This window comes from Modestobacter sp. SYSU DS0875 (assembly GCF_054050915.1).
Genome location: NZ_JBJHAH010000019.1, coordinates 54892 through 68494 on the forward strand (window position 1 = coordinate 54892; position 13603 = coordinate 68494).

The window sequence follows — 13603 nt, forward strand, 5'->3', positions numbered from 1 at the left end:
GGCTTACCGAATGCCTGCAGGGGGCCGCTTGTGATAGCTGAGCGATCGGGCGTCAAGGTCGACCACCAGGAAGCCACCGGGCCCCAAGGCGAGGGAGCGCATGGCCGAGAAGCCCTGTGTGATCGCGCGCCTCCATAGCCACGCCGGCATGCGGTCGACCTCAAGATCCTCCAACACCGTCCGGAGCATCTCGACGGTCTCCTCGTCGACCGACCGCTCGGCAAGGAAGCCCTGCGAGTTCGCCGCCCGCTTCGCCAGCACGGCCGCCATTCCTTCTTCGGCGAAGATGGCGCGTGCCCCGTCCTCGTTCTCATCGGTGAGAGAGTCGCTGCGCCGCTTGAGCTGCAGCAGCATGCGCATCAGCGGTGACCAACCCATCACGGCCAGAAACCCGAGGTGGATGGCGTCGTGGAAGCGATAGTCGTCGACCCGACGGGAGTTGTCGGTTAGCGCATCACCCAGCGATTGCGGCAGGTCGAAGCCTTGCGCCTTGCCTTCGCGGCCGGTCTCGACGGGACCGTCGGGGAAAACGTTCGGCTCGGCGGCCAGTAGCGTGAGAGCCACCTGGGCGCGGCCGTGCACGTACTGCTGCTGAAATCGGATCACCAGCCGGCGGGGGAAGCGTTCCTGGTCCGGGTAGTCCTCATCCAGAATCGGCAGATGGGCAGGCAGCTCGGCCAGCGCCAAGCGCTCGCGATGGCGTTCCTCCGCACGGACCGCGCTGTCTTCGAGCACGTCCTTGAGGTCGATCCGGGAGTGGCGAGCGACCGTGGCCGCGTACCAGAGCAGGTCACCGAGCTCCACGGCCAAGAACTCCGGATCGGTGGCTGCCGGGTCGCGGTCGCGGTAGGCCTTCTTCTGCGCGACGAGAAGAGTGCCGGCCTCGCCGGCGAGGCCCAGCATCGGGACGCCAAGCGTGAGCGGGTCGACTCCGTCCTTGGCGTCCTCGTCGGTCACAGCGGCCAGTTCTTGGTAAAAGTTGGCACCGACCGGCCCCTCGGGGACGGTTGGCGCCGCCGGCAGCCGTCGGTCCTTGGCGCGGTGGCGGATCTTGGCGATGTTCGCCCGGGCGATCTCATCGAGGGACAGGCTGTTCACCGTTGCCATCACCGAAACGTGGCGGAGCAGGTCGCCCAGTTCGCGGACCACCAACGCGGTACTGGCGCCGAAGTCGAGAGCGTCCTGCAAGTAGCGGCTGTGCGCCTGAAGCAGCGCGCCGGCGTGTGCGCCGATCCCCAGGACGGAGGTGAGAGCGTCTCCGTCGTCCGCTGCGGCGATGCGGTCCTGGTAATCATCGAGCCGCACGGCGGGGCTCCCGTCTGTGTCCGAGCCGACCGGGCGAGGCGGCGACGCCGCCGAAATGACGGGATGGTCCGAGGGTACGGCGGGGGATCGAATATCTGCCCGTGCCGGGGCAGGCATGCGGCGGGCGGCCGTCGGCCCGGATGTCCGCCGGTCACCAGTCGCGGGGATCGGCCTGCAGCCCTTGGTCCAGGTCGCTGCAGACCCAGTCGATGACCGCATCACGCAATTTGTCCGGAAAATTCACCCGGTAGGACGGCCGGCCATGCACGAGGTCCATGCCGTAGCCGTGGCGGAGTTCGTGAGGGATCACCGGCCCCCTGCCACCGAAGTAGGCGAACTGGCGGGCGACGAGGACGGCGTCGGCCTTAGTGTCTCGCGCCACGTGCCCGTGGTTAGGGCTGCCGTCGTCGAGGCTGTGCCGAGAGTTCTCCTGAACCCAGCCGCCGTCGGGGCCACGGTGGTAGATGTTGTCGCCGTAGACGTACTTGAGGCTGCCGCGCAGGTTTGGCCGCTTTCGGCGAAAGCGGGGATCGGTCCAGTAGGAGTCGAAGCCCAAGGTCTCCTCCACACGCATGGCGTAGACCAGTCGGTCGCCTAGGCCCTGCTCCCTCGACCCGGTGCCCACGATCCAATCCCCGACCTGCGCCTTCCCGCGGATGTCCTGCTTGCAGGTGGCCAGGGTGCACCAGCCGTGAAAAGGATTGGGGGCGAACCCGATGTCGTAGCGAACGACGTAGCTGTAGAGCCGCATCGGCGGTCAGCAGCCGATGCGGCTGATCGCGTAGCCGCCGTGCGGCGAGCCGTCCGGATCTTCCCAGTTGTCCGTTCCGTCGAGCGCGTCGACGATCTTCTCGCCGTTCCAGGGGACGATCGCGTCGGCGTGCCGCTGCAACGGTTCGGGCAACTCGCAGCCAGTGGCGTCGGGAGCCCAGACGCCGATAATCCGCTTGTCGTCGAGCTTGTTGGCGTACTCGATCTCCCAGTCGACCCACTCATGGTCCTTGGTCTGCGGGGAGACGATGACAATGATCTTTCCGGCCCACCGAATGCGCTCGGCCAGAATCGACTTGATGTAGTCGGGGTCCTTGGCCTGGTTGGGCGTGGCCGCGTTGATCGACGAGTCCCGCACGTCCGCGCCGTGGCGGGCCACCAAGTCCTTGAGGTCAGCGATAAGCGCGTCGTCCTCGTGCCGGTGGCTGATGAACACGTTGTGCTGGTCGGACACGCACACCCCCATCTCCCACGCGAACGGTACCCCGTACCGGTGACACTCCAGCCGCTGACGAAGGCGGGACCGCTAGTTACAGTCGCTGTGTGCCGCTGCCGCCGATCCTGGAGGTCTATGTTCTCTGGCACCCCGACGACGGCCTGGGCGCTGAGGTGGCGGGCTGGCTGACCGAGCACTTCCACAGCGCGGCTTACGCTGGCCTGGCCGGCGGTGCAGTGGAGGTGTACCTGCGCAGCGTCGGCTGGGAGGACCAGTCGGCGCCGCCACGGCCGCTGCCTTTCATGCAGCCTCTCCCGGCGGGCCTGCCCACCGCTCAGATCACTGCGGTCGTCCCGGTGCTCGGCACGGGACTGGCCCGTGCCGTGCAGGGCGATCCGACCTGGCGCGCCTACATGGAGGCAGTGTTCGCCGCCGACCGATCGTCCCCCGATGTCGGCGGTGAGATCAGTGCGCTGGTCGGCGTGTATCCGCTGCGTGATCCGGACGCAGACCTCAACGGTGCGGTCCTGACGGGGCTTGCCGCCAGGCAGCAGGCCCTCCCCCAGGAGGCGGCCGAGAGCCCCGCGACGCTTGCCCGCGAGCTGTCCCAGGCCATCGCCCAGCGCCTGCATACCGGTCCTGTTGGGGTGCCGCCGGGACCAGGTCTGCATGGTGAGCGGATCACCGTGTTCGTCAGCCACACCAAGCACCACACGGTCATGCAGCAGGAAGACGGACCTCAGCTGCTCGAGCAGGTCCGTGAGGTGCTGCGGAACACGCGGCTTGGCGAGTTCTTCGACGCGCATGACCTGCAGATCGGTTCGGACTGGGAGAGGGCGCTGGATGCCGCCGCCGGCAGCAGCGCGCTCCTCATGGTGCGTACGGACCTTTACTCTGGGCGCGAGTGGACCCAACGGGAGGTGCTCACCGCTAAGCAGCGCGACGTTCCCGTAGTGGCACTCTTTGCGGTGCGGCAGCAGGAGGACCGCGGGTCCTTCCTGATGGACCACGTGCCGGTGATTCCCTGCCATCCCGACGACGCGCGGACGGCGATCGAGCGAGCACTGAACAGGTTGGTCGACGAGTCGCTCAAACGGGCGCTCTGGCAGCAGCAGTCGGTGTACCTGCGCCGCGACGGCTTCGACTGGCTACCCGGCCACGCCCCCGAACCGATCACCGTCGTTCCCTGGCTGCGCCAGCACCGAGCCGAGGACAGCGGAGACCCACACGTGTGGATCATGCACCCAGATCCGCCGTTGGGCCCGCGCGAGACAGAGGTCATCGTCGAGCTCTGCGCCCTCGCGGGGTTCACCGAGGATGTCGACATCCTCACGCCGCGTACCTTCGCCAACCGCGGCGGCAGGATCCGGCCATGAGCGATCCCACGCTGGTGCCCGCCGGAGCCCTCACCGGCCTGGACATCGGCTTCTCCGTGTCGGACAGCGCAGATCTCGGCCGCCTTGGGCTCACCCAGCAACATTGCGAGCTGGCGGTGGCCGAACTTGCTCGGGCGGTCCTCCTGGCCGGAGGCAATCTGACCTACGGCGGCCGGATCCAGCCCGAGGGGTTCACCCAAATCCTCATGGACGAGGTTCGCCGGTACGCCGACGGGCGCAACGCCCTCACCATTTGCCTCGCCGAGACCGAGCACCGCAAGTTCACTGACCAGCAGCTCGCCGCCATCGACCGCCGCCTGGGCACCGCCGCCACGCTGGTCTGCCTGGACGCTGAGGGCAACGAAATACAGGTGCGACACCGTCCCCCGACGCAAGGGTCCGTCGATCCTCCGATGGCGCTGACGGCGCTCCGCCGACACATCGCCGCCCACACCGACGCACGCGTAGTAGTCGGCGGTCAGCTCACCGGCCATCAAGGTGCGATGCCGGGAGTCATCGAAGAGGCGCTGCTGTCCCTGCAGAGCGGTCAACCGATCTACGTCGCGGCAGGCTTCGGCGGGGCCGCCGCCGCCATCGCCCGAGCCCTCGGTCGCGATGTGTCGGACTGGGCACCGCCGGACCTTCCTGCAGGTGCCGACGCAGCATCAGTTGCTGTCCAGCAGCTGACGGAGGTCGCGGCGAACGCGATCTCGACGGAGGACGGCTTGGAGGACGCCGAGCGCCGCCAGCTGGCCGTGACTCATCGTCCAGGAGACATCGCGACACTCGTTGTCCTAGGTCTTGCGCGTCTACAGGGGCGTCGGTAGTGCCCCCATCAGGTTGAACAAACCAGGTGCTCAAGACCTCGGTCGCTGACGGCGGACTATCGGCAGGGTCGAGATAGTCATTCTGTGCGTTTCCGCGCTAGGTGACGCCGTCATGGTTGTTGCGGCGCTCCGACTATTCGTGCACTACTCGTACTCGACGTAAAACCGCTCGACGGCGTCCATGATCAAATCGGCCGGATCCTCGCCCCGCTCCTTCATGTAAAGCATCTCCTCGATGTCCTTGATGGTCAACAGTAGTATGACCTTTCCCTCCTCGCTGAACGCGCTGTTGCGCTTGATGTGTGCGCCGCCATCAAAGCCAGTGCGGGAGATGACAATGCCGAGGCGCCCGATGGTTCGCGTGAGGTAGTTCCGTGTCTGATTAACCTCATCTTTGCCTACCGGATCAGCAGCGTAGTTTTTGAACTCGAACACCACCATGCGCGCGTCAAGTTCGGCTAGCAAATGAGACCAGGCATTTCGCCTTTCATGGTTGCGATTTGGGAAAATCGCGTCACGCCTGTCGGTTCCAGAGTAGGTGCGCGGTTGCCGCAGGGGTTTCGTCAGCGGCGGAACGAGGAGATGTGTAAGGGTCTCCGTTCCAACGTCTTCCAATTCCCTCCAGCCGGCGTGCCCGGGTGGGATTGCGTCCAAGCGTCGCCGTAGCGCCTCTTCAGGTGGGAGCATTTGATCTATCCGCCGAAGAGCCAAAGTGTCGGTCTGAAACCTTCGGTAGCTGGTAAAGGAGGGTGGTAAGCTCCGAACCATCGAGCACACGAATCCGCGCGCGTCCACTGTGCTCAAGATCTGTCAGATGCTCCTGGGCAACAGACGTAATGCGTGCGTTGGTGACTAAGAGGCCTCGGGTCGCTGCCGGTGCGCTTGTGACCATCCCGGCCATGCGTTGGATGGCCTCCACGGAGATCCGGTCGCGGCCATACAGCTTGCATTGCACGAGCCAGGTCTCTGTTTCCGGGACGCCGAAGGGGTCAGTCACCTGCCGCGTCGCCTTCAGGTCGATGCCGCTTTCGGCCGAAGGGTCTGCAAGGGTGACCGCGAAGCCGAGTGCGACTAGCAGGTCGGCCACGAGCCTCTCGAAGTCGCCAGGAGTTAGCTGACCGAAGTCGATCTGAGTAGCCGCCTTGACGTGCTGTATGAGAGTGTGAAGGCTACTGCCGAAGTCCTTAGAGAGGTCGACAACGTCGCGGTGCTCAAGCTGGCCTGGCACGTCTGTCGCGTCAAGCCTGGCGGGAATCACAACGACGCCTCGTTGCTTAAGTTCATGCGAGGCGGCCAGTTCAACCTCCCATGACGTCCATTTGCTGCGTGCGGCCGCCTCGGAAATCAGCACAACTACGATGTCGCTCGAGCGAATTGCGTCGGATAGACGCTGCTTCACCACGTCTGAGCTAAGCGTTTGGACGGGATCGGGGCGAGTGGTGGCAATGCCAGCCGCCCCAAGCGCCGCGGTGATGGCTTCCGCACGATCCTTGTCGGCGTGCGCATGACTGATGAATACGCGCCGCCCATTCATGAGCTGCGCCGTCATTGCGGGCTGGGTGAGGCGTCCATGGCTGATGTCACGGTCGCATAATACGGCTGCACGTAGGTCGGGTAGCGCCAGCGAGCGCTCCACGTCCTCTGCCGAACATCCTCTGCCGCCGTGGCTGCCTGAGAGTAGGCGGGTTCCTCGGCGAAATAGGGTCCAGCCACAACGGACCGCGGTCGAGCCTGCAGGGCCACATTCGGTCTGGCCGTCTAACGCCCGTGACATGCGTGCTACGTGGCGCGGTTCTTACAGCGCTGAGTGGTCGACACGGTGGCAGCCATCTTATCCCGGTAGCCAAGGCGCCGGACGCAAAGGCTTTGGCCCGCCCGCAAGATCCGCGGACGGCTCGTCGCATGGCCCGGTCTGTCTCGGACTTACGATTTGGGTTCGCTGGGGATCTGTGGTCGCCATGGCGAGGGCGTGCGCGTGAGTCAGACCAGCACGGCCTGAGGCCAACCCGACTCGGCGAGGAGACCAGAGCCCTCCTGCTTGGCGGTCGGGTGGACCGGGTGGCCCTCCTGGGTTAGGTGGACACCCGATCGACGATTATTCGTCCCGGTCAGGCATCGTTTACTCATTGAAGACGTGCTGAGGCGAGCTCATGCACCCAACGTGGACCAACTCTAAAGCTGCTGGTCAACGTGTTGGTTCGGCAAATGTCAGCGTTGATGAACTAGGGCAAGATCAAATCGCATGGTTACTGGTTTCAAGTCCAGTCGGGGGAGCCACACAGGCCCTGACCAGCGTGATCGCCGGTCAGGGCCTCGTTCGTTCGTGGGCACCCCGAGTTGCGCCACTTTCGGGCGCCTCCCGGGCCAGGACGTGCGAACGGCCGCCGCACCGGGCAGGGCCCGGCGCAGCGGCCGTCAGTCGCGGATCAGGTCAGCCGCAGATGAGCTCGTCGGCGGTGGGAGCGTCCTCGACGATGTCGTAGGTCTCCATGAACCCCATCTGCTGGTCGATCGCGTCGGTCTGCAGCTCCGACTGGTAGACGGGCAGCCGCATGCGCCCGGCGACGTCCTCGGAGATCTGCGTGTAGGTCGGGATGATCTCGCGGATGGCGTCCGGGTTCTCCCGGGCGTAGTCCAGCGAGGTGGTCATCGCCGCCTCGAACCGCTCGACGACGTCTGCGTTCTCCTGCACGTACATCTGGCTCGCCGCGTACGACCCGTTCGGGTACTCCGGCGCGATGGCCGACTGCGGGGCGAAGGCGACCTTGCCGCCCTGGTCGAGCACGGTGGTGACGAACGGCTCCGACGTGTAGCCGGCGTCGATCCGGCCGGCCTCGACCGCGGCGGGCACCTCGGGGAAGGGCACCTCGATCAGCTCGACCGTGCGCCAGTCGACCCCTTCCTGGTCGAGCGACGCCTTGAGCATCACCTCGGCGACACCGCCGAGGCCGTTGACGCTGATGGTCTTGCCGGCGAGGTCGGCCGCGCTCTCGATGTCGCTGTCGCCGCTGGCGACCAGCACCTGCCAGTCGTCCTCGGTGCTCGTGCCGGTGGCGTCGCTGGCGGTCACCACGCAGACCGGCACCCCCTGGGCGGCCGCGATGCCGGCGGAGATGTAACCGACGAAGCCGAAGTCGAAGTCGCCGGAGACCAGCCCGGTGATGATGTCGTTGCCGGTCTGCAGGACGGTCGGCTCGATCTCCAGGCCCTCGTCCTCGAAGAAGCCCTGCTCCATGCCGAGGTACATGGCCGCGGCGTTGGCGATGGGCAGTGTGCCGACCTGCACGGTCGTCGTGCCGCCGCCCTCGCCCCCGCCTCCTGAGGCATCGCTGTCGCTGTCGCCGCCGCAGCCGGAGGCAGCGAGGGCGAGCACGGCGAGGCCGGCGACCGTGGTGGTGGCGCGACGGGTGAACGGACGGTGGCTCATCGTTCTCCTTCTGGTGGTGTTGCGTCGGTGGAACACCGGGTGGCCCCTCGTGGGAGGTGGCCGCCGGAGGGTCAGGCCGGGACGTCGGCCGCCTCGGGGCGCTTGATGGACCGCCAGACGTAGGCCCGCAGGTGGGCGAAGTCGGCGAGCTCCTTGGTCTCGACCTGGTCGCGCGGCCGGGGGAGCGGGATGTCGACGATCTCCTGCACCCGGGTGGGGGACGGCGAGAGCACCACGACCCGGTCGCTGAGGTACACGGACTCGTCGATGTCGTGGGTGACGAAGACGACCGTGACGCCGTACCGCCCGCGCAGCTGCAGCACGAGGTCCTCCAGGTCGGCGCGGGTCTGCGCGTCGACGGAGGCGAAGGGCTCGTCCATGAGCAGGATCTCGGGCTGGTAGGCCAGCGCCCGCGCGATGGCCACGCGCTGCTGCATGCCCCCCGACAGCTGCCAGGGGTACTTCTTGCCCGCCCCGGCGAGGCCGACCGACTGCAGGGTGTCCTGCACCAGCCGCGCCGACTCGGACTTCTCCAGCTTGCGGTGCTTGAGCGGGAAGGCGATGTTCTCCTCCACGGTCATCCACGGGTAGAGCGACCGCGAGTAGTCCTGGAAGACCAGGGCCATCTTCTCCGGCGGCCCGTTGACCTCCTCGCCGTCCAGGTAGACGGCGCCGGAGGTGGGCGGCAGCAGCCCGGCCATCATCTTCAGCAGCGTGGTCTTGCCTGCCCCGGAGGGGCCGACGATGCAGACCAGCTCCCGCTGCTCGACGGTGAAGGTGATGTCGGCCACGGCTTCGAAGGCACGCTTGGTGCCCTCCTGGTAGACCTTCCTGAGGCCTTCGACGCGCAACATGGTGGGACCTCCGGTCAGCCGGCGCCGGCGCGGGCACCGCGGTGCCAGCGGAGCACTCGGCGCTCGACGAGCAGGAACAGGACGTTGAGCACGTAGCCGATGATCGCCAGGAGGATGATCCCGGACCACATCGCGGTGATGGCGTACGTGCGCTGGGACTGCAGGACGAAGTAGCCGATGCCGTTGCTGCTGGCGATCATCTCCGAGACCACCATCATGATCACGGCCAGCGACAGGCTGATCCGGGCGCCGGCGAAGATCTGCGGCGAGGCCGAGGGCAGCACCACCCGGAACAGCCGGTCGCGCCACGGGATGCCGTAGCTGCGCGCGGTCTCCCGGAGTGCCGGGTCGACCCCCGCCACGCCGTCGATCGTGTTGAGCAGCACCGGCCACACGCAGACGAAGGCGATCAGCGCCACCTTCATCCCCGAGCCGATGCCCAGCAGCAGGATGCCGGCGGGCAGCAGCACCGGGGCCGGGATGGCCCGCAGGAACTGGACGACGGGGTCGGCCATCCGGCCGAGCGTCCGGTTCAAGCCCAGCGCCACCCCGATGACCAGCGCGGCGATCAGGGCGATCGCGTAGCCGGCGAACATGCGGGCCAGGCTGGGCACGACGTCGCTGCCGACCCGCTCGAACAACCAGGTGTCGCCGAAGGCCCGGAAGATGTCCACCAGCGGCGGGAAGTAGAACGACGTGCTGTTCGACGACGCCAGCGCCCACGCCACCAGCAGGGCGATCGGGACGATGAACTCCAGGCCGATGCCGAGGAACCGGATCGGCCGGCTGGGCTCGTTCATCGGGCACGCTCCCGCTGCGACGCGTGCCAGTGCAGCAGGCGCCGCTCGATGACGGACAGGGCGATGTTCAGCACCCAGCCGATCAGGCCGGTGGTGATGATCAGGGCGTACATGCCAGGCACGGCCCCGCTCTGCCGGGCGATGTTGATCTCCTGCCCGAGGCCGGGCGCGCCGAGGACGAGCTCTGCGGTGACCGACAGGATCAGCGCCACCGCCGAGGAGATGCGGATCCCGGTGACGATGTAGGGCAGCGCGCTGGGCAGCACCACCTGCCGCAACCGGGTGAAGGCGCCGATGCCGAAGGACCGGGCGGTGTCCAGGCCCACCGGGTCGACGTCCCGGACGCCGTACAGCGTCTGCAGCAGGATCGGCCAGGTCGCGGCGAAGGCGGCGAGGAACCACTTGCTCTCCAGCCCGGCCCCGAAGACCAGGACGGCCAGCGGGATCAGCGCCACGGACGGGATCGGGCGGAGGAACTCCACCGTCGTCCGGGTGGCCATGAAGAGCAGGTACACCGACCCGATCACGATGCCCAGCGGCAGTGCGATCACCAGCGCGGTGCCCAGGCCCAGGCCCCAGCCCTGCAGCGTCTGCCCGATCGGCTCCCAGATCGAGCCGTCGGCGACCCGGTCCCAGAGCGCGCCGAACATCTCCGACGCCGGTGGGAAGAACCGCCGGTCGATCAGGCCGATCCGGGGGAGCAGCTCGAACACGCCGATGGCGATGACCACCCCCAGCAGGGGCAGCGACCAGTCGCGCAGCCGCTCGCTGCGCCGATCGTCCCGCGCTCGGGGCGCGCGGTCACCGGCGGGGCCGGGTGCCGCGGCGTCCGCGGCTGACCGGTCGGCCACCGAGGGTGGCGTCGTCGGGTCCCAGGCCTCGACCGTGGGGCTGCCGGAGGACCGGGCGTCGCCAGGCCCTGCGGGTCGACTCGACCTCGTCACGATCCTCCCTTCGAGTGCATCAGGTGGTGGAAACGTCGGGCAGTGCATGCGAACGGGGGCGTGCACGCGTCGAGCGCGGCACCTGCACCCCGGAGTGAGCCTAGGGCCAGAATGTGGCCCGGGACACCATTGCACGGGCCAGTTCGGTAGCGCGTTTCCGGCAGGCGCCGCTAGGTCGGATGACGTAGCCACCGACGCACCGAGGGCGCTCGCTTGCCCATGACCCCGGCGTCTGCTTGCTTGAGCGGATGGAGGACACGGTCGCCCAGGGCGCCCCGGTGGAACTGCTGCGAACGGCGCTCCCGGACGGGGTGGTCGTCACCGACCCGGCGGTGGTCGAGGGGTACCGCCACGACTGGTCGCGGTTGCCCGACGCCGGGTGGCCGGTGGCCGTGGTGCGCGCCGAGTCGGCCGCCCACGTGCAGACCGCCGTCCGGTGGGCGGACGAGCACCGGGTCCCGGTGATCGTCCGCGGCGCCGGCACGAGCCTGGCCGGTGGTGCGACCGCCGTCGACGGATGCCTGGTGCTGAGCACCGAGCGGATGACCACGATCGAGATCGACCCGGTCGACCGCACCGCCGTCGCCGGGCCCGGGGCGCTCAACGCCGCCGTCAAGGCCGCCGCCGCCGAGCACGGGCTCTGGTACCCGCCGGACCCGGGGTCCTTCCGGATCTCCTCGATCGGCGGGAACGTGGCGACCAACGCCGGGGGGATCTGCTGCGTCAAGTACGGCGTCACCACCGACTACGTGTACGGGATCGACGTGGTCCTGGCCGACGGGCGGCTCATCACCCTGGGTGGGCGCACCGTCAAGGACGTCGCCGGGCTCCCGCTGCTCAAGCTCTTCATCGGCAGCGAGGGGACCCTGGGGGTGATCACCCGGGTGATGCTCCGGCTGGTGCCGCAGCCGCACCCGGCCGGCACGCTCGTGGCCTACTTCGACGACACCCGGGCCGCCGCCCGCGCCGTGGTGGCGATGGGGTCACGCGCCCGACCGTCGATGCTGGAGCTCATGGACTCGGCGTCGATCAACGCCGTCGAGGACTTCCGGGCGATGGGCCTGGACCGGGAGGCCGGGGCCCTGCTGGTCGGCCAGTCCGACGCGCCCGGTGCCGCCCGGTCCGACGAGCTCGCCGTCATGGCGGAGTGCTGCGAGGCGGCCGGCGCCAGCAGCGTGTTCGCCACCGACGACCCGGACGAGGGGGACATGTTCCTGGAGGCGCGGCGCGCGGTCGGCCACGCCGTCGACGTCCGCGGCGCCGTCCTGTCCGAGGACATCTGCGTGCCGGTGCACCAGCTGCCCACCGCGATGGAGCGCATCGAGGCCATCGCCGCGACGTTCCGAGTCGAGATCCCGGTCTTCGCACACGCCGGCGACGGCAACCTGCACCCGGCCATCGTCCACCGCCCCGGCGACGAGGAGGCGCGGCAGCGCGCGCTGCAGGCCTTCGACGCCGTCCTCCGGGTCGCCCTCGACTGCGGCGGCACCATCACCGGCGAGCACGGGGTCGGGCGGACCAAGCGGTCGGCGCTGCTGGACCAGCTGGACCCCGATGTCATGGACGTCGGACGGCGGGTGCGCAGTGCCCTGGACCCGAAGGGGATCCTCAACCCCGGGGTCCTCTGGTAGCCCTTCGGCCGGTTCGCCGGCACCACGCTCTCGATCGATGGGAGACCCCGTGCCGCTCGCTCCGCCGCCTCCGGAGCACCTGCTGCACCTGGAGGTCACCGTCGACCCGGCGCATCTACCTCCGGTCGGTGTCGCGCTTCGAGACCGAGGCCCCGCGGCTGGCGGTCCTCGCGACGCACCTGTTCGTCGGCGCGGGCGGGCGGCACCCGGACGCCGTCGTCTTCGACTTCTTCCGCGTCGGCTGAGGCCCGGGCCGCCGTTCGCCGTTCCCCGCCGCAGCGGAGTTCCCGGCGTGGATCACGATCCGATGACGGCTCCGCCCCCGGGTGGTGGGCTGCGGACCCAGCGGGCACATCAGGAGTCGTCAACGACCCCGAGCGGAACGAGGAATCGAGATGACGGAGAGTCGTACGCGCACGGAGACGAACGCCCGCGAGGACGTCGCGGTGGAGCCCGCCAGCGTCGGCGGTGAGGGTGCGAGCCGCGCCGGCGCGGCCGGTCCGAGCCACGATGACAGCCACACCGTCCCGGTGCCGGTCGGCGGCGGGTCCCGCCGCGACCGGGTGCGCTGGGGCCCGGTCTGGGCCGGCCTGGTCGTGGCGGTGCCGACCTTCCTGCTGCTGCAGGTGGCCACCCTCGCCCTGGGGTGGTGGGACGTCGGCCCCGGAGACGGCGCGAGCAACGCCGACTGGCTCAGCGGGGTCAACGGCCTGATCGCCCTCTTCCTGGGTGGGCTCACCGCCGGAGCGACCGCACTGTGGCGTGGGTTCGCCGAGGGGCTGCTGCACGGCATCCTCGTCTGGGCGCTCACCGTGGTCACGCTGGTGCTCCTGACCCTGTTCGGCGGCGGCGCCCTGTTCGGCTCCCTCGCCGGGCTGGTGACCGACGTCGCCGGCATCCAGCAGGCCAACCTGCCGGACGTCGCGGCCGGTGAGGCTGCGGACGTCGCCCGCACGAGCGCCGGCTGGGCCGCCCTGGGCCTGGGCCTCTCGATCGCCGCAGCGGCTGTTGGTGGGGTGATCGGCGCCAAGATGTGGCCGAGCAAGCGGGCCGTCGAGGCCGACCGCTCCACCGTCCGCTGACGGCTCGCGCTCGACGAGCGCACTGCTGCACCGGTCCCGGGGGGGGGGGGGGGGGGGGGGGGGGGGGGGGGGGGGGGGGGGGGGGGGGGGGGGGGGGGGGGGGGGGGGGGGGGGGGGGGGGGGGGGGGGGGGGGCGGGGGGGGGGGGGGG

At 68.9% G+C, this 13603-nt stretch carries 14 protein-coding genes; 5 read left to right on the plus strand and 9 right to left on the minus strand.

The window, feature by feature from the left end; genetic code table 11:
• Positions 1-3: 3 nt before the first annotated feature.
• The 3 genes from ACI79Y_RS13100 to ACI79Y_RS13110 form a co-directional block, all read right to left on the minus strand.
• A complete protein-coding gene (locus tag ACI79Y_RS13100; RefSeq protein WP_457158889.1) occupies positions 4-1305 on the minus strand; it encodes a MazG nucleotide pyrophosphohydrolase domain-containing protein in 1302 nt (433 codons plus the stop codon).
• 151 nt (positions 1306-1456) lie between these two features.
• Positions 1457-2056 carry an Nmad2 family putative nucleotide modification protein gene (locus ACI79Y_RS13105; RefSeq protein ID WP_457158890.1) on the minus strand — a complete coding sequence of 200 codons (600 nt, stop codon included), beginning with the start codon at positions 2054-2056 and terminating at the stop codon, positions 1457-1459.
• A 6-nt stretch (positions 2057-2062) separates the two neighbouring features.
• Positions 2063-2530, minus strand: a complete 468-nt coding sequence (locus ACI79Y_RS13110; protein ID WP_457158891.1) for a TIR domain-containing protein — start codon at positions 2528-2530, stop codon at positions 2063-2065.
• Between the two features lie 89 nt (positions 2531-2619).
• On the opposite strand from ACI79Y_RS13110, the gene ACI79Y_RS13115 reads away from it, so the two are divergent.
• Both ACI79Y_RS13115 and ACI79Y_RS13120 read left to right on the plus strand, forming a co-directional pair.
• A complete protein-coding gene (locus ACI79Y_RS13115) occupies positions 2620-3888 on the plus strand; it encodes a toll/interleukin-1 receptor domain-containing protein (protein WP_457158892.1) in 1269 nt (422 codons plus the stop codon).
• Positions 3885-4715 (plus strand): hypothetical protein, encoded by an 831-nt coding sequence (locus tag ACI79Y_RS13120; protein WP_457158893.1) that lies wholly within the window; start codon positions 3885-3887, stop codon positions 4713-4715. Before ACI79Y_RS13115 ends, ACI79Y_RS13120 begins: the two co-directional genes overlap by 4 nt.
• A 144-nt stretch (positions 4716-4859) precedes the next feature.
• On the opposite strand, the gene ACI79Y_RS13125 is transcribed toward ACI79Y_RS13120, so the two are convergent.
• From ACI79Y_RS13125 to ACI79Y_RS13150, 6 genes are all read right to left on the minus strand, one after another.
• On the minus strand, positions 4860-5156 hold the full coding sequence (locus ACI79Y_RS13125; RefSeq protein WP_457158894.1) for a hypothetical protein: 297 nt from the start codon (positions 5154-5156) through the stop codon (positions 4860-4862).
• Positions 5157-5388: 232 nt separating this feature from the next.
• Positions 5389-6351: a TIR domain-containing protein gene (locus tag ACI79Y_RS13130; RefSeq protein WP_457158895.1), complete on the minus strand. Its 963-nt coding sequence runs from the start codon at positions 6349-6351 to the stop codon at positions 5389-5391.
• A gap of 795 nt (positions 6352-7146) precedes the next feature.
• A complete protein-coding gene (locus ACI79Y_RS13135; RefSeq protein WP_457158896.1) occupies positions 7147-8142 on the minus strand; it encodes an ABC transporter substrate-binding protein in 996 nt (331 codons plus the stop codon).
• 71 nt (positions 8143-8213) lie between these two features.
• Positions 8214-8996 carry an ABC transporter ATP-binding protein gene (locus tag ACI79Y_RS13140; RefSeq protein WP_457158897.1) on the minus strand — a complete coding sequence of 261 codons (783 nt, stop codon included), beginning with the start codon at positions 8994-8996 and terminating at the stop codon, positions 8214-8216.
• Positions 8997-9010: 14 nt separating this feature from the next.
• Complete coding sequence (locus tag ACI79Y_RS13145) at positions 9011-9796, minus strand: ABC transporter permease (protein WP_457158898.1); 786 nt, start codon at positions 9794-9796, stop codon at positions 9011-9013.
• On the minus strand, positions 9793-10647 hold the full coding sequence (locus ACI79Y_RS13150) for an ABC transporter permease (RefSeq protein ID WP_457158899.1): 855 nt from the start codon (positions 10645-10647) through the stop codon (positions 9793-9795). Before ACI79Y_RS13150 ends, ACI79Y_RS13145 begins: the two co-directional genes overlap by 4 nt.
• 341 nt (positions 10648-10988) lie before the next feature.
• On the opposite strand from ACI79Y_RS13150, the gene ACI79Y_RS13155 reads away from it, so the two are divergent.
• The 3 genes from ACI79Y_RS13155 (at position 10989) to ACI79Y_RS13165 (ending at position 13453) form a co-directional block, all read left to right on the plus strand.
• Positions 10989-12371 (plus strand): FAD-binding oxidoreductase, encoded by a 1383-nt coding sequence (locus tag ACI79Y_RS13155; protein WP_457158900.1) that lies wholly within the window; start codon positions 10989-10991, stop codon positions 12369-12371.
• A gap of 113 nt (positions 12372-12484) precedes the next feature.
• Positions 12485-12616, plus strand: coding sequence for a DUF3237 family protein (locus tag ACI79Y_RS13160; protein ID WP_457158905.1), 132 nt, complete (start codon positions 12485-12487; stop codon positions 12614-12616).
• 150 nt (positions 12617-12766) lie between these two features.
• Positions 12767-13453: a permease gene (locus ACI79Y_RS13165; protein WP_457158901.1), complete on the plus strand. Its 687-nt coding sequence runs from the start codon at positions 12767-12769 to the stop codon at positions 13451-13453.
• The last annotated feature ends 150 nt before the right edge of the window (positions 13454-13603 follow it).

Excerpts from the sequence above, each read along its gene's own strand:
- ACI79Y_RS13105 (WP_457158890.1), bottom strand. The coding sequence starts at position 2,056 with ATGCGGCTCTACAGCTACGTCGTTCGCTACGACATCGGGTTCGCCCCC.
- ACI79Y_RS13120 (WP_457158893.1), top strand. The coding sequence starts at position 3,885 with ATGAGCGATCCCACGCTGGTGCCCGCCGGAGCCCTCACCGGCCTGGAC.
- ACI79Y_RS13125 (WP_457158894.1), bottom strand. The coding sequence starts at position 5,156 with ATGGTGGTGTTCGAGTTCAAAAACTACGCTGCTGATCCGGTAGGCAAA.
- ACI79Y_RS13135 (WP_457158896.1), bottom strand. The coding sequence starts at position 8,142 with ATGAGCCACCGTCCGTTCACCCGTCGCGCCACCACCACGGTCGCCGGC.
- ACI79Y_RS13140 (WP_457158897.1), bottom strand. The coding sequence starts at position 8,996 with ATGTTGCGCGTCGAAGGCCTCAGGAAGGTCTACCAGGAGGGCACCAAG.
- ACI79Y_RS13145 (WP_457158898.1), bottom strand. The coding sequence starts at position 9,796 with ATGAACGAGCCCAGCCGGCCGATCCGGTTCCTCGGCATCGGCCTGGAG.
- ACI79Y_RS13155 (WP_457158900.1), top strand. The coding sequence starts at position 10,989 with ATGGAGGACACGGTCGCCCAGGGCGCCCCGGTGGAACTGCTGCGAACG.
- ACI79Y_RS13165 (WP_457158901.1), top strand. The coding sequence starts at position 12,767 with ATGACGGAGAGTCGTACGCGCACGGAGACGAACGCCCGCGAGGACGTC.